Source organism: Bremerella alba, from assembly GCF_013618625.1.
Lineage (GTDB): Bacteria > Planctomycetota > Planctomycetia > Pirellulales > Pirellulaceae > Bremerella > Bremerella alba.
The window spans coordinates 110,985-130,668 of record NZ_JABRWO010000013.1; the positions used below are offsets into that span (position 1 = coordinate 110,985).

Here is a 19,684-nt window from a genome sequence, read left to right on the forward strand (position 1 = left end):
CCTTTACTTGGCGAGGTAACCGCCATCGATGGGTAGGCTAACACCGGTCGTGAACGATGCTGCATCCGAAGCGAGGTAGGCAACGGCCGCAGCAATTTCCTCTGCTTTTGCAATGCGATTCATAGGATGCTGTGCTGCCAACGCTTCCCGGTTCTCTGAACCTTTTTTTCCGGCGAAACGATCGATCATATCGGTCGCCGTTGCCCCAGGTGCGACCGCGTTGATGCGAATTCCCTGTTGGGCATATTCCAACGCTGCCGTTTTCGTAGCGCCTTCAACGGCGTGTTTCGAAGCGATGTAAATGCTCGCCCCCGGCATCGCAACGTGCCCCACGATGCTGGACGTGTTGACAATCACTCCGCCTCCTTGCTTGAGCATTTGCTCGATCTCGTACTTCATGCTGAGAAAGACACCCAGCACGTTAATATCAAATACTTTGCGGTAGTCTTCGACAGTAACGTCGGTCACCATGCCAGTTGCTTCGACGCCTGCGTTATTAAACGCAATGTCGATGCGACCGAAATGCTTGACGGTTTGCTGAACCAGGTTTTGAACGTCTTCTTCACTGGTGACATCGGTCTTCACAAAGACCGCTTCGCCCCCTGCGGATTTGATTCGATCGACCACCGCGCTGCCTAGCTCCTCGCGACGCCCTGCCACAACTACCTTCGCCCCTTGTTTGGCGAAGAGATTGGCCGTGACCTCACCAATCCCTGAGGTTCCGCCGGTGATCAGTACCACTTTGTCTTGAAAACTCATCCTACGCACTCCCCCAAATTAAAACATCAAGTAAACTATTTACATGTAAACTATATGCCTAAAAAACAGATGCCTAGCCTTGCTCCTGGGTTACAGCTTCGCGTGATTTTTCTAACAAACCGATCAACTGCCGAAGTTCCTGCTGGGTAAGATGCCCAACGAGTTGCTTGTGCGTTTCCATCAGAGGCTGGTCGATCTGGGCCAGGATGCCGAGTGCCTTGTCTGTTATCGCTACGTAAACCACACGGCGATCCTTTTCGCACCGGATACGGCTCACTAAATCGTGCTTTTCGAGGCGATCGATAAGTCCAGTAATCGCAGGCACAACTTGTATCAGCCGAGATGCGATCTCTAGCGAAGGCAACGGTTTACCTTCCCCACGAAGAATCCGCAGAACATTGTACTGCGAACCAGTCAGACCATACTCGCGCAGCAAACGTCCCAGCCGATTATGAAACAAGTCGCTCGTCCGCAAGATGTTGAGGATCGCTTCTTGTTCCTTGGAATCGAAAGGATTTCGCTTTTTGAGTTCGTCTTGTAGGCCAAGTGGGGTCATCTGTTATCTCCAACTGCCCATTAATTTACATGTAAACTATATTCATGACAAGGGGAATTACGGTGGAAATCGATGCTTTCCCTTCGCCGACACCACCACCAGGGGAGGGGGCAGCTAAGGGGCTTTTATGTTAAAACCACTACGTAACTTAAATTCAATTTGTTTTATCTCTATATACCACCTCCCTTTCTCGGGGTAGCATTTAACATTAGTATCCTCTTATGGATTAGCCGCCCCCCTTAAGCACTGACTAATCGCGAGGTGACTTTCGCAACACCATCGGCTCAAGACTTTCAGATATCTTTTTCATGCCTGAATTTTGAGCCTAACTCACGCTTGCTTCGTAAATTGCCCCAAACATTTTCTACTATCCCCATTTCCTTAGAGGCTTTCCATGCGCACTTCTGAATATCGACGCGTTGGATTTACGCTTGTCGAACTTCTAGTTGTCATCGCAATCATCGGCGTCTTAATCGCCCTCCTACTTCCTGCTGTGCAGCAAGCCCGTGAAGCTGCGCGACGTATGCAGTGCACCAATCACCTGAAACAAATTGGGCTCGCACTCCACAATCATCACGACACCTTCAATCGCTTCCCTCCTGGGGGCGCCCAAGATCAGCCACCCTTCGGAACGGCCACCCCCGTCAACACCACGTGGGGCAGCTCGTGGTTCGTCTATATCTTGCCGTTCGTTGAAGAGAACGCGATTTACGACAAATGGGAATTCCAAGGGAGTTCCGGCGTCTTTAACAGCAACAATAATGACGTGGTTAAAGGACTTGAAATGGACAAGTACCGCTGCCCATCTTCGCCTCTGCCTGGCTTCTCGCGGTCGAACAGCGGAAACTCTGCCTCGGTCAACTACGTGGGAATCAGCGGTGCTGCCGACGGCATCATTCCGGGCTACACCGAAAGCCGAATCACGCACAATGCACGTGGAGGAATCCACAGTGCCGGCGGCCTCTTGTTTGCCAACAGTCAGACCAAGTTCTCTAACATGACAGACGGTTCAACCAATACGCTTGCCGTCAGCGAACATGGCAACTGGCTAACCGATACCTCGAACAACAAGCAGGATTGGCGTGCCAGTCAGCCGTGGAGTTGGACCATTGGCTGCAAGAGCTCGGATTCGCCTCCGGACATGACTTACAACGGTGATAATCGCCCATTCAATGTCACTACGATTCGCTATGCGATTAACCGCACCACAGGTTGGACGGACGACGAAAACAACACCGGCGTTGGGAACGATGGCGGTGCAAACATCCCTCTCAACTCAACCCACCCTGGCGGCGTAAACGCTCTCTTGGGGGATGGTTCGGTGCGATTCATCGCGGAAACAATTCAATTAGAGACCCTGGGACGTCTCGCAACTCGTGACGATGGTCAAGTCATCGGCGAATACTAAGCAACCGAAGCGGACTCGATTTTGTCTCTCATTTAACGCTTCAGTAGCGCCTAGCCGGGTAGCTAGGTGCTTTGCGTGACGAAGTTGCCCCTACCCCAAGCACGTCTCACTCACCTATCAAGGATCTCTCAATACATGACCACTCGATTTTCATCTTGTTTTCTTCTTCTAGGTCTCATCCTCTCGTTAGGCTGTACGACTCAAAGCAATGAGCCTCTACGAATTTCAGTCAGCGGAACCGTTTCCCTAAACGATTCTCCCCTCGACCAAGGCATTATCTACTTCAAAACAGTGTCGAAAGGCTCTGTGGACGCATTAGATATCGTCGATGGAAAATTCTCCGGAGAAGTCGAACCTGGGGAGCGACGCATTGAAATCTCTGCCTTTCGGCCTGCTCAGGGAGGCACCCCAGGCATGGATCCCGGGGAAGAGAATTACATCCCTGCGAAGTACAACACGAAAAGCACTCTTACCGCAAATGTGGCTGAAGGCCAAGCGAATGAATTCAACTTCGATGTCAGTTCCAAGTAACAGCGAAAGCCCTGCGCTAAACTGCTAACCTAAGGCCTGCGAAACATGGCTGTATCGCGGGCTTTTTTCGTTTATGGGCGTGCAAAACGGCATTACACAAGGCTGTCACTTTTGCACCATTTCACCACGTATTTGCGTAAGCGGGGGTGTGGTATGTTAAACTAATAAGCATTGTGGATTTCTACTTCCACCTCCCACCTTACTTGCCTTAGCTTTTTCTGGTGCTGATTCCCCCATGAAAACCACCACCTCCGCCATCTTGGCGTTGCTTGTCTGTCTCTGCACTTCCTCTCTATTGGCTGGCGATCTTCTCGTCGAAGCGGAAAGCTTTACCAACCACGGTGGGTGGAAGCTCGATACCCAATTCATCAACGAGATGGGTTCGCCGTATTTGTTGGCTCACGGCCTTGGTAAACCAGTGGACGAAGCCAAAACAGAAATCACCTTTCCTGAAACCGGCCGCTACCGCGTGTTCGTTCGCACTAAAGACTGGGTTGGTCAATGGGATGCGCCTGGCTCGCCTGGCAAGTTTCAAGTCGCGATCGATGGTAAGCCGCTAGAAGAGACCTTTGGTACTGAAAGTGCCGAGTGGTTCTGGCATGACGGGGGTGTGGTCGAGATCGACAAGAAAGACGTCACACTCAGCATCCAAGATCTGACCGGTTTCGATGGTCGTTGCGATGCGATCTATTTCACGACCAACGTGAACACCACGCCACCTTCCAGTGGAAGCCAATTGGCAAAGTGGCGTAAAGACCAGCTCGGCATTACCGAAGATGTGAAGACCGAAGGCCCCTACGACCTGGTCGTGATCGGTGGCGGCTATTCCGGAATGGGTGCTGCGATCAGTGCCGCTCGCATGGGCTGCAAAGTTGCGTTGATCCAGAACCGCCCGGTACTCGGCGGAAATGGAAGTAGCGAAGTTCGCGTTTGGGCGATGGGCAACATCCGTCGCGGTAAGTACCCGCGTATCGGTGAGATTGTCGACGAGTTCGCCGACAAAGCAACCAAGTCGCCGGGCACCTACGAGGAATTCGAGGATCAGAAGAAAGAAAAGCTGGTTCGCGCCGAGCCGAACATCGATTTATTCCTCAATCACCATGCAAACGATCTCGAAATGCAGGATGGTAAAATTGCATCCATCACGGCGTTCGATACCCGCACCAGCCAGGTTCGCAAGTTTGAAGGAAGCATGTTCTGCGATGCTACCGGTCACGGCACGATCGGAGCTTTATCGGGTGCCCTGTACGATCAAACCGACAAGGGCCGCATGGGCATGAGCAACATGTGGCGTTGGGACGAAGCCGACCAGGAAGCGACCTTCCCCGAAACTCCGTGGGCTTTGGATCTGACGATGAAGGACTTCCCTTACCCTCGCGACCATCACGGTCAGTGGTTCTGGGAAAGCGGTTTCGATCTTGACCCAATCCAAGGTGCCGAGGCAATTCGCGACTGGAATCTACGTGCTGTCTATGGTGCGTTCAACGCGATGAAGAACCGAGACGGGGCCTCGAAGCATAAGAATGCCGAGCTAACCTGGCTGGCTTATGTCGGCGGTCCGCGTGAGTCTCGCCGCTTGATTGGTGACGTAATTTTGACCGAGGATGATATTGTCGCGAAGCGAGACTTCAAAGATGGCTGCGTGCCGAGTACCTGGTCGATCGACCTGCACTATCCTAAGAAAGAGTTCGCCGACAAATTCCCCGAGAACCCGTTCATCTCGATCGCGGTGCACGATCGTCGTGTCGATCGATCGTACGGCTATCCTGTCCCTTACCGCTGTTTCTACTCGAAGAACGTCCCCAATCTGTTCATGGCCGGCCGCTGCATCAGCGTTACCCACGAAGCTCTGGGAACCGTACGCGTTATGAAAACCTGCGGCATGATGGGCGAAGTTGTCGGCAAGGCCGCTTCCCTCTGCAAGATCTACGACTGCACGCCGCGTCAGGTCTACGAAGAACACTGGGACGAAATGGACCAACTGCTTAACCTGCCCGGTCAGGCTCGTCGTGAGACCGTCGAGGCTGAGATTGAAATGCCCACCACCCTTTTGCCTGCTTCCCCATACGGTCCGCCTTCGGGACTAAACCCAACGAAGCTAACCGGGATCGTGATCGATGACCGGCAAGCCGAGAAGATCGGCAAGTGGAGCGAAGGGACTGGCCTGAAGGGCTACGTGAATCACGGCTATCTATACTCGGGCGAAAAAGGGGCCAAGGTTCGTTTCCCCATCAAGCTCGAGAAGCCTGGCAAGTACGAAGTTCGCTACGCCTATCAGCCGCACGAAAATCGAAGTGCCAAAGCAAATGTCACCGTAGGGCTCGATTCGTCGCGTGAAACGAAGACCATCAACATGCAGGAAAAGCCGCCGATTGACGGAGGCTTTACCTCACTTGGTGTCTTCACAATCACACCGGGTGAAGAGTCGTACGTGGAAGTCGAAAGCGATGGCAACGGAAACATCCATGCCGATGCGATCCAGTTGATTCCCGTCGCTGGGAAGTAATCCACTTCGATGACGGAAGATGCCCAGACAGCCAACGTTCCACCAAAGAAACGCAGGTCACTCGGCCTGCGTTTCCTTCTACATGGATATCGGTTCGCCCTGATCGCAGCGATTGCGGTACTGATTCGAGTTCACAGTCAAAGCGAAAGCCGGGCCGCTTTAGATCCTGTGGAAATCTCGTTGGGCAAAGTCCAAGAATTCCTTCCGGCAGCGGCCTCCTTAGTGGCTGCTGCGGACCGAGATGGAGCCTACATTCAAAACGACGATGGCAAACGCATCGGCTGGGTCGTCACGACCTTTCCCACCGCCAGTAACATTATTGGCTTCTCAGGCCCGACCAATTCATTGATTGTTGTTGATGCCGACAACACAATCCGTGGCACCGAAATCCTTTCCAGTCAGGATACGCCAGAACATCTTACGGCCGTTCGCAAAGCGACTTGGTTTCTAGAGCAGTTCGCAGGAAAGTCTCCCCAAGACCTCGGGGGCCAATCGAAACTCGACGCCGTTTCCGGTGCCACGCTTACAAGCTTGGCCGTCATTGAATCGGTGACCAAGACGCTCGGTAGCGATCCTCCTAACTATCGCTTTCCGGATGAGGTCACGCTCGAGGAAGTGGCCGAGATCCTACCCGAAGCGCAAGACCTGATCGCCCGATCGTCGCCGCGCGGCTGGCTCGACGTGCTCGATAGCAGCGGCAAGATCATCGGAACCGTCTGGAGAACGAGCCCCCAGGCCGATCAGTACATCGGTTATCAAGGGCCCTCCGATGTTTTAGTGGTCATGGATACCGAAGAAACGCTGAAAGCGGTCGCCTTGCGCGAAAGCTACGACAACGATCCTTACGTGCGCTACGTTCGCGAAGACTGGGCCTTTCCTGAATATTTGGCCGGCTACGATCTCGACCAGCTTGCCAAGTTTGATATCCAGGCAGCGGAAATCGAAGGGGTTTCCGGGGCGACCATGACCAGCCAATCAGCGACCCAAGCTGTGGGTATCGCGGCCGACGCCTACCGGCGTGAGATGCAAGCCGAACAGAAGCCAGCATTGGCCCAGGTGCCCATCACATTCAGCTGGCGCGACATCGCCACGCTGGGGGTAATTGCCGCCGCCTTAGCAATCGCATTCACTAACTTACGTGGCAAGAAGTGGGTGCAGTTCGGCTTTGGGTTCATTGTGATTGCGTACCTTGGCTTCTTTGCGGGGGACATTCTGTCGATGGCGTTGTTGGTGGGCTGGGCCAGTCATCCCGTTCCCTGGCAGAAGTGTATCGGCCTGTTTGCCGTGGCAATCGCTGCGTTTGCGGTCCCGTTATTCAGCAAACGGCAGGTCTATTGCAATCATCTATGTCCACATGGTGCCGCCCAGATGATGATCCTCCGGTTCTCGAAGTGGCATTGGAAGATTCCTAAAAAGCTGCGTCTCTTACTTTCCGCGGTGCCTGCCGTGTTGCTGGCGATTGGCATTCTGATTGCTTTTTCCATGGTTGATGGCAACCTGGCCGCATTAGAGCCGTTCGATGCGTATGTGCCTACCATTTCAGGCTGGGCCTCTCTCTCGATCGCCATTGGTGGGCTCATTTTCTCGGCATTCGTCCCGATGGGCTTCTGCCGGTACGCCTGCCCAACGGGCGCCGTTATTTCTCACGTTCGCTGGAATGCCTCGAGCGACCAGTGGAGCATTCGCGACAGCGTCGCCACTCTTTTGATGGGTTTGGCCGTGATTTGTTTTTGGCTGTAGAGCCCTTTTGAGACAGGCTCTTGCGCAGTCGTCGAAGTTCGCGGGGTATGCTTCTATAATAAAACACACGCTCCCTGGCACTTCATCTTCTCAGATCAACTTCAAGAACCATAAGCGGCATTATTATGGACCAGAAACAGATGGGCCCCTATCGCCTGGAAACCATCATTGGCAGTGGTGGCATGGGGACCGTGTATCGTGGCATCGACGAACGAACCGGCGACAAGGCTGCGATCAAGATTCTGCCCAGCAACATGTCGCACAACGAGGGGCTGCGCGAGCGTTTTCAACGCGAGATCGAAACGCTGCTGCAGCTGAAACACCCCAATATTGTGCGGCTCTTCGGGTTTGGCGAAGAAGATGGCGAGCTTTTCTATGCCATGGAACTGGTCGAAGGACGCAGTCTGGCCGAGGTAATCGTCAAGACACCGATCAAGCATTGGCGAACTGTCGTCAAATATAGCCTGTCGATCGCAGCTGGCCTTCGTCAGGCACACGACATGGGGATCGTCCATCGCGATATCAAGCCGGCCAATGTTTTGATTACACGCGATAACAAAGTAAAGATCCTCGACTTCGGGATTGCCCGCCTCTTCGGAGCAACCGGGGTCACGATGGCCGGAGGTATCGTCGGCACAGCCGACTACATGGCCCCGGAACAGGCCTTTGGCGAAGGTGTCACCCCCAAGGCCGACCTCTACAGCCTCGGAGCGTTGATGTACGCGATGCTCGCGCGGCAGCCTCCCTTTCGCGGCAATACGGTGACCGAAATCCTCGATAAGCTTCGCTATAACGAACCCATTCCGATCGATCGCCTAGTAGAAGCTTTGCCGAACGATTTGAGCCAGTTGGTGACGCAGCTGCTGGAAAAGAATCCCGAACATCGGGTCCCCACGGCTCGAGCGCTGTGCCGCCGTTTAGAAGCCCTCTTAGAGCTTCCGGAAGACACCGACTTCGACCTGAACCTGGCCGATCACTCGACCCGAGCCCCATCGGCTCCGGGGGATGATTACCAGTTGAAAGATAGCGACGAGGTTGCCCCCACACTCGACCCACAATCCCGCAAGCTTGCGGAAGCCCCGACCATGCAGTTATCGGGGGAAGAGGAACCAAGTGACCTCAAGCCCAAAAACAAAAGCAGCGCAACGGAAGCTTCGGCGACGATTGTTACCCAGCGGGGAATCCAGGATGAGCCTAAGACCCGCTTCACAACCGTCGCGGAACAACGTCAGCGAACCTCTGAAGAAGAATCACGTCGCGTAAAAAGTACGGCTTGGATCAACTATATTCAAATCGGTGGCTTGCTCGTCGCGCTGGGCGTGGTCGTGGCCGTAATGCTCATTGCGCCGCAGAAGCCCGGCGCCGAACAGATTTATGATTCGATCGAAACCAGCGCCAACGAAGGGAATCTCGCGGAAGTCTCCGAGCAGATGGACGACTTCCTGGAACGATTCCCCGAAGACCCACGGTCCGAGTATGTCGCCCAACTCAAAGAAGAATTGAATCTCCGGCGACAAGAGAATCGCTATCGCCTGGCTGCCGCCATCGGACGGGGCAACCAAGGTCTGCATCCCGTCGAGCAGATTTATCTCGATGCAATGAAAACCAACGAATTCGATCCAATAGCTGCACGCGACAAATTGCAGGGACTGATCTTGGCATTTGGTCCCGCCCAGACGCAGCAAGGCGATATCGCACGCTGTCTGGTTTTAGCCGAACGACGCCTCAAGCAGTTGAATGCATCCCTGACCAGCCAGAGCAAACAACAAACGGCTTCGATTCGCGAGCGTCTGGAGTACGCCGAGCGAATCGCTGCCGATGATCCGCAAAAGGCCGAGCGTATTTATCGTGGTGTGATCCAACTGCTTCAAGACGAACCCTGGGGGTTAAATCTCGCAAATGACGCGCAAATGCGGCTCAACAATCTAGGTTCTCGATAGAAAGCGGAAGCCAAATGTGAACCGAGCTACGTTCAATTTCGTGCCTATTGCCGATTGGACTTGCGATGGCTCTGTTCTATCATGGAATTTACCCGCCAACTTCCTACCTTGACTCACCCTGCCCCCCACCATGGAAACCGCAAAGATGATGCTTCGTTATACGACGCTCTGGCTGCTTGCTATTTTGGCCGCCCCTGCCTCTGCTGCCGATTGGTATATCGCACCCGATGGAAAAGACGCCGCGGCCGGTACTCAGGATGCGCCATTCGCCACACTCAACAAGGCCCGCGATGCGATCCGCACCCACAAAAAAGACGAAGCCCACACCGTCTGGGTCGCCGATGGCAATTACACGCTGTCGTCCCCCTTTGTGCTCACTGCAGAAGATAGCGGCACGCCAGAGCATCCGATCGTCTACCGAGCAATGAAGGGAGCAGACCCTACCTTCTCCGGCGGAAGCGTCATTACTGACTGGAAGCAAGAGGGGAACCTCTGGCAGGCAACTCTCCCCACTGAACTTCGCAAACCGCTTCCCGAACAACTGATCGCCGGCCAACAATCGACCACGCTAGCGCGAGAACCCGATCAAGGGCTATTCACCCTGGTCTCCGTATCGGAAGATGCCCCGGAGAAAGGCCCCGCCAAGCAAACCCTTCGCCTGACTTCAGAAGATTACGCAGCGACGCTGGCGAAAGTCACGCCGGAAGAACTTTCTCAGGTTCAGTTTCTGGCGTACCACAAATGGGATAACACGCGTCGCCACCTCGACCAATTACTGCCAGAAGAGCATGCCTTGGTGACCTCTGGGCGAAAGATGAAGGGGCACAATCCTCTGAATGAGAAGACCCAGGTCCGCATCGAGAACTACGCCGCCGCACTCGATACGCCCGGCGAATGGCACGCTTCCGCCGACGGCCAGATTCGCTATTACCCGCGTGAAGGAGAAAACCCTTCGCAGATGCAAATGATTGTGCCACGACTAGAACAGCTCTTGATCGTGCGTGGCAAACCAGAGGCCGGCGAATTGGTTCAGCACGTCGAACTTCGCGGTTTGCGTTTCTTACACGCGCGCTGGACAACGCCAAAAGGTGGCTTCGAGCCCAGTCAGGCCGCGTCTCCTATTGAAGCAGCCATTCAGATCGATGGTGCCCGGCATCTGACGATCGCGGACTGCGAGTTCGGGCACATCGGCATATACGGCGTTTGGTTTCGCCGCGGGTGCCAACATTGCACGCTGGAAAGAAGCTGGATCCACGACACCGGCGCCGGTGGAGTACGTATCGGCGAAACGTCCATGCGCCGTGACCCCAAGGAGCAGACCAGCCACATCACTGCGGATAACAATATCCTCAACCACGGCGGACGGATCTTCCCCTGTGCCGTGGGGCTCTGGATTGGACATAGCCCCGATAACCAAGTCACCCACAATGAAATCGCCGACTACTTTTATTCCGGAATCTCAGTCGGTTGGCGATGGGGCTACCGCGAGAGCTTTGCCAAACGCAATACGATCGCCAAGAATCATGTCCATCATCTTGGCTACGGCGTGCTGAGCGACATGGGCGGCATCTACACGCTCGGCCCATCCGAAGGGACCGTCGTTCGCGGAAACATCTTCCACGACATTCACGCCTACAGCTATGGCGGTTGGGGGCTGTACACCGACGAAGGAAGCAGCGATATCGTGTTCGAGAACAACGTCGTCTATCGCACTAAGACCGGCGGCTTCCATCAACACTACGGCAAAGACAATATTGTTCAAAACAACATCCTGGCGTTCGCTCAGCTTTATCAACTCAAGGCATCTCGCGTTGAACCGCATCGCTCGTTTGTCTTGCAACGTAACATTGTCTTTTACGATCAAGGGGAACTGCTGCACGGACAGTGGAGCAAAGTCAAACACGACAGCTCGAACAACTGCTTCTTCGATGCTTCCGGAAGAGATGTCACTTTTGAAGGCAATTCGCTCGAGCAATGGCAAGCCCAAGGGCACGAACAGGGCTCGATCGTGGCAGACCCCAAATTTACTGACCCCGAGAATTTCGACTTCACGCTGGCAGAAGACTCACCGGCCCTTAAGCTGGGCTTCCGCCCCTTCAAGACAGACGATGTCGGCGTGTATGGCGACCAGCAGTGGATCGACAAAGCCAAGAGCTTTCAATATGCCCCGGTTCGCCCGGAATAGAAGAAAACGGATGTGGCCAGTGCGGTTTGACACTGGCCACCTTGTTTTCCTGAAAGCGGCTGCTTAGGACGATTCGGCGAACAGTTCGACTTTCGGGAAGTCGACCTCGGTCTCGGCGACGTGATTGAAGAAATTGGTGAAGTAGTTCATCGCAACCAAGCCAACCACTTCGGTGATTTCTTCATCGCCCAGCCCGGCGGCTTTCGCGGCGTTGAACTGATCGTCGCTGATGAAACCCTTGGTCTCGGAAATGGCGTCCGCAAGATTGATCACCGCCTGAACGGTCGGATCGGTCGATTCTCCTTGACGGACTTTCAAGGTTTCGTCTTCCGTATACCCAACGGCCTTGCCAACCGCCGTATGCGCCGAAACGCAGTACTGGCAGTGGTTCGTTTCACCAATCCGCATGGCAACCGCCTCGCGTGCCTTGGCAGGCAACTTGGAATGCGCCATCGCCCCTGAAAAGCCAAGGTACGCTTCTAGAACGGCTGGCGAATTGGCCATCGAGGCGATGATATTGATGTGCTTGCCGAGCTTCTTTTTGGCAACGTCGAGAAGCTCGCGTTGTTTTCCTTCGGCAGCTTCAAGTGCAATCGGTTGCAGGCGTGGCATGAGGGGTCTCTCCTTGCGTCAGGTTGTCAGTTGTTGACTTAACTGACCTCTTCGATACCGCCGGCATGCGAAGAGTTACACAAGATAAAACCGATTCCCAAGAATTTAGTCCGGTGGTGATCTACTTCACGTAAACCCCGGCCGTAACCGCATACCGTAGGCCAGCACAATAAGGAATTCCTGGATCGATATCGATCACCTTGCGCGGCGGGCCCAAGATGGCTTCCTCGAAGCGGCACTTCCAAACCTGGCTGGCATTGATACCGGGAAAGGCCTGACCGTCTTGCAGTTTGGGGCCATTCTCGAAGACATCCAGGGCCTTCTCGTAAACGATCTGCTGAATCTCACGCCAATCCAAGCCACGGAAGTGACATTGAAAGTCAGGCCAACCCAACACACCAAGGCCCAGGCTGTCGACAATCATATCGCGCGAATCGTCGTCGCGACGCTCGCCATAGCCAATCACCCGCGAAACACGCACATTGAAAGCCCCAGGTGCTTTCCATGGCTTGGCCGCGACCGCATTCAGGCCTTCTACGAACGCCTTCGGCTCGAGAAATTGCTCGGTCGCTTCCCAATAAATGGCATCGCAATCTGTGGCTTCAACGACACTCGCTACCAGGAACTGAATCATCTGCAAACGGTCCATTGGGCGCATGTTGGCTGCCGTCTGATCAAGCACCACAAGTTGATGCTCGCACTCGCCAACAACTCCATCCGCATCGTCCCACAGCCACGACTGCTCGAGAGCTGGCAGGAAAGGAGTCAGGTCGCCTGGATATTCGATCTCTTCTTCACGAATACTCCACGTCGCCCCCACCGATTTGCCACCGATATTGGTGACATATTTGGGATGACGGAAATCGAGACGATCGGAATCTCGTTTTCCATCGCGGGGCGCAAAGCCTTCGGTCCTCTTTTGCATGTTGTCGAGGACGGCCCCCTTGGGGACGCTTGGTTTCGACTTGTAGAACAATCGGACGCGGTAGTCGCGCGAGGTCGCGTTGTCTTCGAGCACGAATTCTCCTTGTGCTTCGTTTCAGCCAAAAAGTGCAGCTAGTAGCCTAGCTGCACTTCAGTATACTCCGCCAGCGGGCCAAACGCTTACTGCTTCACGTACTTTATTTTGCCCATTTCGGTGACCGTATCACCGGTTACCTGAGACAACGTGAACACAAAGCCATCTTCGGTCGGGACGGTTGTCATCTGGAAGTTCATCGGTCCGATCGGCGAGCTGCACGTACCTTTTTCGGTCATCACGCCGGTCTTCTCGTCGAGCTGCCCTACCGTGTGCAGGATATGGGTCGACATGTTATCAATCCAAATGCCCACAAAATTCTGCTCGGCATTTTCGTAGCCCAGGATGCCAAAGCCTTCCATCGGCTGACCATTGTAGGTGCTTGTGAACTCCTGAGTCACAAAGCGTCCGCCCAGAATGGACTTAAATTCAGCGGTCCCTTCGTCCACCGACTCTTCACCTTTGCCAGGCAGAATCCAGTTCGAGGTCGTCTTGTATTTGCCGACCATCGCTTGCAGATGCTTGTGCGGTTCCCCAGGGGCACCAAGCTTCGCCATCACCGCTTCCATCGCCGCAGAATCCAAACTGTCTGCGCTGGACGTCGCAGGCTCTTCGGCTGTCGCAATCGAAACGAGTGCGACCAAGAAAAAGATTCCCAACATTTTGTTAGTAACTTGCATTGAACGGTCTCCCTGATATGCCCCCCAAGTGAACGTGGCGCTGGCCACACCTGCGTCGATTTTATCGTAGTAAGGTCACCCTAATCACGCTCTTTTCCCAAACTTCATCTTCCAGGCAACACATAGGGCAAAGTTGATCCCCTTAGATGATTCGCCAACATCCATTCACTAGTTTGACCGTAGGTATTCGCTCCTTTCTTTTTTGCACCATCCACGCAAAGAATTCATTGACGACTCACAGTATCCCGCATAAAACCACAATTGAAGGGACGCAACCGGTTTGCAGGATTCGCAAATTTAATTTTGAAGGGGCGCCAGCTTATCTTTTCCTCTCACCGCTAAGGAGGATGCCATGCCCGACCTGCAACGATTGACCGATGCCGCTGTAACCAAACTTCTGACTGAGCACGCTCTTTTGCACGATCTTCTGGAAGAAGCAGATCAGATCACCGCAGAAGGGGACTCGCCCGAGGCGTTAATCCTCGGCCTACACGAACTTCGCGACATGATGCATGACCAGTTCGCCCAGGAAGAACGCGGCGGATATTTGCAAGAGACGATCAGTATAGCCCCGCGTTACTCGTCGGAATGCGAGCAACTTCGGCTCGATCATCGTCTGTTTTTAAGCGACATCGATGCCATGCTCGATGACCTGCATCATAGCCCTGCCGAGACCTTAGCCACCTTTCACGTACGCTTTCGCGATTTCACAACCCGCTTTTTAAACCACGAGCACCACGAGAACGCGGTCGTGCAAAAGGCGCTTGAAGAAGACATCGGCGTCGGCGACTAGCATCCTCGAAGAGCACCCCATCTCACTTTAAACGCTTGGCCACCGGCATCTCTGCGGTTGGCCATTTTTCATGCCACGGCAGATCAAACGGTTGCGATCGTGCCAAGAACGAACGAAAACTGCGTCATTTCGTCCCTATCCGTAGCCGCCAGACCCCAGTAAAATCAACCGATTCCTCGCGATTCTCTGTCTTCCACTGGGCGTTAGCGCAAGTTTTAATGAACGACATTCAGGCATCCACAATCACGCGCCCAGAACTTCTTGCTCCCGCAGGCGATTGGGACTGTGCTAGGGCAGCCATTGCTAATGGTGCCGACGCCATCTACTTCGGTCTCGAAACGGGCTTCAATGCCCGGGCTCGTGCCAAGAACTTCTCGCTCGACGACCTTCCCGCCTTGATGGAAATGCTGCACTGGCATGGGGTCCGGGGGTATACCACTGTCAACACGCTGACCTTCAGTGATGAACTGGCCACCATCGAGCCCATCATCCGCCGCATTGCCGAAGCCGGCACCGATGCGGTTCTGGTGCAAGACCTGGGCCTGGTAGGGCTCATCCGCCGGACAGCACCAGAGTTGCCGATACATGCCTCGACGCAAATGACGCTGACCAGCGCCGAGTGCATTGCCGAGATCGAAGAGACTGGCATCGAGCGTGTCGTCCTGGCTCGCGAGCTTTCCGTCGACGAGATTGCCAAGATCCACGCCCAAACCCAAATGCCACTGGAAGCATTCGTGCATGGCGCGTTGTGTGTCGCCTACAGCGGCCAATGCCTGACTAGCGAATCGCTCGGCGGACGCAGCGCCAACCGCGGCCAGTGTGCCCAGGCATGCCGCCTGACGTACGAGCTTGTCTGCGACGGAGCAGACATCGATCTAGGTGATCAGAAGTACCTCTTGAGCCCGCAAGATCTGGCCGCGTTCGATTTGGTGCCAGAACTGCTCGAGGCTGGCGTCGTCTCGTTCAAGATCGAAGGCCGATTGAAGACGCCCGAGTATGTCGCCAACATCACGCGTCATTATCGCCAGGCCATCGATTCGGCCCTGGCCGGCAAGCCGGCAACCTTTACGCCACGGCAAGTCGAAGAGATGGAACTCTCGTTCTCGCGCGGCTTCTCGCCTGGCTGGCTGCAAGGCTGCGATCACAAGATGCTTGTCCCGGCCACCAGCAGCGCCAAGCGAGGTGTGCTGGTAGCCGAAGTCGTCGGGATTGACGATCGACGCAAGCGGGTCAAGCTGGAACTGCACGGTCGATTGAAGGCTGGCGACGGCATCGTTTTCGAGGGAGATCGTGCCGCCGGGAAAGAGCAGGGGGGACGCGTCTTCACCGTCAGCCAACGCGGACGCCGCGTCACTGGCGAAGCCACCAACGGCCAAGTCGAAGTCGACTTCCCCCGAGGCTCGGTCGACTTTCAATACATTGCCCCTGGGCTGAAAGTGTGGAAGAGTGACGACCCGGCCCTGACTCGCGAACTACGCAAGACCTACAGCGGCGAACTTCACGGTCGCGATATCCCGCTCACCATCAACGTCTCGGCACGCGTCGGGCAACCACTTCGCGTCTTTGTTTCCAGTGACAGCCTAGGCCAGTTCGATCTTCAAACCGAAGAGCCGCTCGAGGAAGCCCGCAAGCATGCGTTGAACGAATCATTACTTCACGAGCAGTTTTCTCGCCTGGGTGGCAGTGGCTATGCCCTGGAAACGCTTTCCGCCAAGATCGCCGGAACTCCGATGGTACCGCTAAGTGTGCTGGGCAAGCTTCGCAAGGCAATGGTTGCCCGCCTGGACGAAGCCCGCCAACAAATGGCCACCCGGGGCAGAACAATCGAGCACGATCTGGTTCTTTCCGAAATGCAAACGGAAGTGGAATCGGCAGACGCAGAACCAAGCTTGCCGAAGCTGATCGTGCTCACGCGCTCGATGCACCAATTGGAAGCGGTCCTAAGCCAAGGGATCGAGACCGTCTACGCTGAATTCCAGGACATCCGCCAATATAAGGATGCCGTCCCAAGCGCGCACGAAGCTGGCTGCAAGATATTCCTAGTCACCCCACGCATTCAAAAGCCAGGCGAGATGGGCATCTTCAAGGCCCTCTCCAAACATGGGGCTGATGGCTACGTGGTGCGGAACTTGTCAGGCCTGAAGTTCTTCACCGAACTTGGGGCCATGTGCATTGCCGACTTCTCCTTTAATGCCGCCAACGAACTGACTGTCGACTGGCTACGAAGACACGGGGCCAACCGCGTGACGCCGTCGTACGACCTCAACCGCGACCAGCTCTTGGTGATGGCCCAACACTGCGCCGCAGGGCACTTAGAACTAGTGATTCACCAGCATATGCCCATGTTCCACATGGAGCACTGCGTTTTCTGCAGTGTCCTCTCACCCGGCACCAACAAGACCAACTGCGGACGCCCTTGCGACGAGCACGAGGTAAAACTTCGCGATCGAGTCGGGGCCGAACACCCCTTGATCGCTGACGTCGGGTGCCGCAACACGCTGTTCAACAAAACCCCGCAAAGCGGCGCAGAAGTCGTCCAGCCCATGCTTGAATTGGGCGTGCGAAACTTCCGCATCGAATTGCTAAGCGACGATCCCCCCAGCGAGATTACCCGCATCATCGACCTGTACCGCAACCTACTGCAAGGCAACATCGGCGGCGAAGAGGTCTGGCGAGAACTCAAGGCCTTGAACCGAGTCGGGGTCACACGCGGTACACTAGAACACGATCGCGATCCCTTGGCTATTATCTAACCGTCCACCATGCCCACCCCCTTAAGCGAGTGCCACGAACTGATCGTCGCTACGTCGAACCCCCACAAGGTTCGCGAGCTGACTTACCTGCTACAGCCGCTAGGGCTCCCGGTATACCCGCTTCCAGCGGACATCGATCTCGAGCCCGTCAAAGAAGATGGCAACACCTTGGCTGAAAATGCCCGCAAGAAGGCCTGCGGCTATGCACGTCAGCTTCAGCGGTGGGTGATCGCCGACGACACCGGCCTACAGGTCGACGCGCTCGCTGGAAAACCCGGCGTGCGTTCGGCCCGTTATGCCGGCGACGACGCCATCATGGCGATGAACTTAGCGCTGCTAATCGAACACATGCTCGACGTTCCCGAAGAAGAACGTTCGGCCCGCTTCGTATGCCATCTGTGTGTTGCTGCCCCTGACGGGGGCGTGGCCTTGGAAGCGTACGGCGAGTGCCACGGCAAGATCGGCCGGCAACCGATCGGCGAATTCGGGTTTGGCTACGACTCAGTCTTTCTCGTGCAAGATGGCCAGCAAACGCTGGCCGAACTCGACCAACAGCGGACGGCCCAGCTAGGGCATCGCGGCCATGCGGCGCGATCTCTTATCGCAGCTTGGCCGCGCGGCTAGGTCTTCACCGGCGGGCTATCTCCCTTTTCCAGCCAACTGCCGCAGGGCCTGAATCACGTACCGTCGGCGTTTATTGGAAAGCATCGAACCGAAGTGAATGTCTCCGTTGTCGCGGTATAAGGTGATTCGACGAGATCGATTCTTACCGGAAGATAACGACTCGTCGATCTGCCGCACTTCCGACCAGCGAAACCGTGTGGTCGATCCGATTGGGCCGACGCCTAGAAAAACGCTCCCGGCATCGTGATCCATCTCGTCGGTCTTAACGACCATCCGGCCAATCACGCTCAGCACAGCAAGCGAACCAAACAGCAGCGTACCTAAGACGAATGGGATACCAAATAGGGTGCGAAAGAGGTCGAATTCCCCTTCCTGGATCTGGGTCCCATATAGGCCCCACATCGAAAACCCAGACCATGCACCAATGAACGGTATAAGAAAGAACGCAGATGCGCTGCGGGTGGTCGCCGCAATACGCCACCCCATGCCGTAGTTCTCGTACGTGGTGCCGCTGGGCGGATCGTCGATGTTGAACGAATCGCTTTCGTCGCTGATCCAGCCGGCGTTTTGATAAACTTGCACCTCGGGCTGCGGCTCGAGCAGCGTCGAGATCTTATACGCTTCGTTGCAGTCGTGGCAAATCGCCAGGTCGTTGTCGACGTTCATCTGTCGTGTCGACAGATAGATATCACAGTTGGGGCACTTAAGCTTCAAGGCTACTATCCGACCGGCATTGCCAGTAGTTCGTTCTCAGGTTCCGCAGCCGCTTCCGGCGGCTGCGACGTCAGTAAAACCACATACTCAGGAAATTGCTTCGTGAACTCGTCGATGGCCACGATCGCTTCTCGGCACGACTCGGAACGAGCGAGAAGCACAGCCGATACAAAGGTCAGCAGCACGGCGCCTACCGCTGCGAGCCAGATGTACCAAACCAGGAAGAAGAAGGCGAACAACACCCCCACCACTCCTACCAGGCTCGCTTTGCTTAAAAGCTGTTGCCAATGCAGCACTCGGTAGCGACTCGCTCCCATCCGCTGCATCAACCACGTGCGGCTGAACGCCGGAGGTATATTCGTTCGATAGACATTTCCTTGGTAAATGCCATCGGGAATCTCTAATTTTCCGCACATATCCGGAAATTCTTCGATCAACGGATTGTGCTTGCGATACATGTACTCGAGCCCGCCAAAGTAGGTACTTCCCTTTACATAGACATCGGGATAGTGCTCTTCTTCGTGTTCCAGAAAACTACGCAGATCGGCCGGAGGCTCTTCGTCTACGTAGACCGTCACCGAGAAATCTCCGTCGCCATCGCAAAGAAACCAGAGGATCTTTCCCTCTTCGCGCATGGTTTCGGCGAACGAGAACGGATCGTTCTCGAGCATGGTGTCCGCTTCTTCAGGCAAGTTTTCCGGCCAAAACATCACCATGTTTCCGCCGTCTGTTCCGCCACTGCCGGTGTAATGCGTCATCAAATGCTATCACTGCTGTCGAATCGAGTCTCAGAATGCATTTGTCATACTTTATCACAACGAGCAAGACTAGGGAGAACCACCCCAGCAGGGCCCACCTCTTGGGT

General features: G+C 55.1%; 16 protein-coding genes. 9 read left to right on the forward strand and 7 right to left on the reverse strand.

Annotated features, from left to right (window positions below):
* Window positions 1-3 precede the first annotated feature (3 nt).
* Window positions 4-759: a glucose 1-dehydrogenase gene (locus HOV93_RS21185; RefSeq protein WP_207398544.1), complete on the reverse strand. Its 756-nt coding sequence runs from the start codon at window positions 757-759 to the stop codon at window positions 4-6.
* A gap of 73 nt (window positions 760-832) precedes the next feature.
* A complete protein-coding gene (locus tag HOV93_RS21190) occupies window positions 833-1,315 on the reverse strand; it encodes a MarR family winged helix-turn-helix transcriptional regulator (protein ID WP_207398545.1) in 483 nt (160 codons plus the stop codon).
* 394 nt (window positions 1,316-1,709) lie between these two features.
* On the opposite strand from HOV93_RS21190, the gene HOV93_RS21195 reads away from it, so the two are divergent.
* From HOV93_RS21195 to HOV93_RS21220, 6 genes are all read left to right on the forward strand, one after another.
* Window positions 1,710-2,723, forward strand: coding sequence for a DUF1559 domain-containing protein (locus HOV93_RS21195; RefSeq protein WP_207398546.1), 1,014 nt, complete (start codon window positions 1,710-1,712; stop codon window positions 2,721-2,723).
* Window positions 2,724-3,029: 306 nt separating this feature from the next.
* Window positions 3,030-3,254, forward strand: a complete 225-nt coding sequence (locus HOV93_RS21200) for a hypothetical protein (protein ID WP_207398547.1) — start codon at window positions 3,030-3,032, stop codon at window positions 3,252-3,254.
* A 235-nt stretch (window positions 3,255-3,489) separates the two neighbouring features.
* Window positions 3,490-5,760 carry an FAD-dependent oxidoreductase gene (locus HOV93_RS21205; protein WP_207398548.1) on the forward strand — a complete coding sequence of 757 codons (2,271 nt, stop codon included), beginning with the start codon at window positions 3,490-3,492 and terminating at the stop codon, window positions 5,758-5,760.
* A 9-nt stretch (window positions 5,761-5,769) separates the two neighbouring features.
* Entirely contained in the window at window positions 5,770-7,500 is a 1,731-nt protein-coding gene (locus tag HOV93_RS21210) for an FMN-binding protein (protein ID WP_207398549.1), read from the forward strand.
* A gap of 125 nt (window positions 7,501-7,625) precedes the next feature.
* Complete coding sequence (locus HOV93_RS21215; protein ID WP_207398550.1) at window positions 7,626-9,440, forward strand: serine/threonine protein kinase; 1,815 nt, start codon at window positions 7,626-7,628, stop codon at window positions 9,438-9,440.
* Between the two features lie 145 nt (window positions 9,441-9,585).
* Window positions 9,586-11,625, forward strand: coding sequence for a right-handed parallel beta-helix repeat-containing protein (locus tag HOV93_RS21220; protein WP_207398551.1), 2,040 nt, complete (start codon window positions 9,586-9,588; stop codon window positions 11,623-11,625).
* 63 nt (window positions 11,626-11,688) lie between these two features.
* Here HOV93_RS21220 and HOV93_RS21225 read toward each other — a convergent pair whose 3' ends face one another.
* From HOV93_RS21225 to HOV93_RS21235, 3 genes are all read right to left on the reverse strand, one after another.
* Window positions 11,689-12,237: a carboxymuconolactone decarboxylase family protein gene (locus tag HOV93_RS21225; RefSeq protein ID WP_207398552.1), complete on the reverse strand. Its 549-nt coding sequence runs from the start codon at window positions 12,235-12,237 to the stop codon at window positions 11,689-11,691.
* A gap of 121 nt (window positions 12,238-12,358) precedes the next feature.
* Window positions 12,359-13,255: a DUF4261 domain-containing protein gene (locus HOV93_RS26500; protein WP_207398553.1), complete on the reverse strand. Its 897-nt coding sequence runs from the start codon at window positions 13,253-13,255 to the stop codon at window positions 12,359-12,361.
* An 86-nt stretch (window positions 13,256-13,341) separates the two neighbouring features.
* Window positions 13,342-13,935, reverse strand: coding sequence for a DUF1579 family protein (locus tag HOV93_RS21235; RefSeq protein WP_207398554.1), 594 nt, complete (start codon window positions 13,933-13,935; stop codon window positions 13,342-13,344).
* Window positions 13,936-14,287: 352 nt separating this feature from the next.
* Here HOV93_RS21235 and HOV93_RS21240 point away from each other — a divergent pair, with 352 nt between their 5' ends.
* The 3 genes from HOV93_RS21240 to rdgB all read left to right on the forward strand — a co-directional run bounded on the left by HOV93_RS21240 (window position 14,288) and on the right by rdgB (window position 18,105).
* A complete protein-coding gene (locus tag HOV93_RS21240; protein ID WP_207398555.1) occupies window positions 14,288-14,728 on the forward strand; it encodes a hypothetical protein in 441 nt (146 codons plus the stop codon).
* A gap of 218 nt (window positions 14,729-14,946) precedes the next feature.
* Window positions 14,947-17,481, forward strand: coding sequence for a U32 family peptidase (locus HOV93_RS21245; RefSeq protein ID WP_207398556.1), 2,535 nt, complete (start codon window positions 14,947-14,949; stop codon window positions 17,479-17,481).
* A gap of 9 nt (window positions 17,482-17,490) precedes the next feature.
* The gene (gene rdgB, locus HOV93_RS21250; protein WP_207398557.1) at window positions 17,491-18,105 is read left to right on the forward strand and encodes an RdgB/HAM1 family non-canonical purine NTP pyrophosphatase; all 615 of its coding nucleotides are present in this window, start codon (window positions 17,491-17,493) and stop codon (window positions 18,103-18,105) included.
* Window positions 18,106-18,120: 15 nt separating this feature from the next.
* Here rdgB and HOV93_RS21255 read toward each other — a convergent pair whose 3' ends face one another.
* A complete protein-coding gene (locus HOV93_RS21255; RefSeq protein WP_207398558.1) occupies window positions 18,121-18,819 on the reverse strand; it encodes a hypothetical protein in 699 nt (232 codons plus the stop codon).
* Window positions 18,820-18,824: 5 nt separating this feature from the next.
* The gene (locus tag HOV93_RS21260) at window positions 18,825-19,577 is read right to left on the reverse strand and encodes a hypothetical protein (RefSeq protein WP_207398559.1); all 753 of its coding nucleotides are present in this window, start codon (window positions 19,575-19,577) and stop codon (window positions 18,825-18,827) included.
* Window positions 19,578-19,684: the final 107 nt, after the last annotated feature.

Excerpts from the sequence above, each read along its gene's own strand:
- HOV93_RS21235 (WP_207398554.1), bottom strand. The coding sequence starts at position 13,935 with ATGCAAGTTACTAACAAAATGTTGGGAATCTTTTTCTTGGTCGCACTC.
- HOV93_RS21245 (WP_207398556.1), top strand. The coding sequence starts at position 14,947 with ATGAACGACATTCAGGCATCCACAATCACGCGCCCAGAACTTCTTGCT.
- HOV93_RS21190 (WP_207398545.1), bottom strand. The coding sequence starts at position 1,315 with ATGACCCCACTTGGCCTACAAGACGAACTCAAAAAGCGAAATCCTTTC.
- rdgB (WP_207398557.1), top strand. The coding sequence starts at position 17,491 with ATGCCCACCCCCTTAAGCGAGTGCCACGAACTGATCGTCGCTACGTCG.
- HOV93_RS21225 (WP_207398552.1), bottom strand. The coding sequence starts at position 12,237 with ATGCCACGCCTGCAACCGATTGCACTTGAAGCTGCCGAAGGAAAACAA.
- HOV93_RS21260 (WP_207398559.1), bottom strand. The coding sequence starts at position 19,577 with ATGACGCATTACACCGGCAGTGGCGGAACAGACGGCGGAAACATGGTG.
- HOV93_RS21240 (WP_207398555.1), top strand. The coding sequence starts at position 14,288 with ATGCCCGACCTGCAACGATTGACCGATGCCGCTGTAACCAAACTTCTG.
- HOV93_RS21195 (WP_207398546.1), top strand. The coding sequence starts at position 1,710 with ATGCGCACTTCTGAATATCGACGCGTTGGATTTACGCTTGTCGAACTT.
- HOV93_RS21220 (WP_207398551.1), top strand. The coding sequence starts at position 9,586 with ATGATGCTTCGTTATACGACGCTCTGGCTGCTTGCTATTTTGGCCGCC.
- HOV93_RS21210 (WP_207398549.1), top strand. The coding sequence starts at position 5,770 with ATGACGGAAGATGCCCAGACAGCCAACGTTCCACCAAAGAAACGCAGG.
- HOV93_RS21215 (WP_207398550.1), top strand. The coding sequence starts at position 7,626 with ATGGACCAGAAACAGATGGGCCCCTATCGCCTGGAAACCATCATTGGC.
- HOV93_RS21205 (WP_207398548.1), top strand. The coding sequence starts at position 3,490 with ATGAAAACCACCACCTCCGCCATCTTGGCGTTGCTTGTCTGTCTCTGC.
- HOV93_RS21185 (WP_207398544.1), bottom strand. The coding sequence starts at position 759 with ATGAGTTTTCAAGACAAAGTGGTACTGATCACCGGCGGAACCTCAGGG.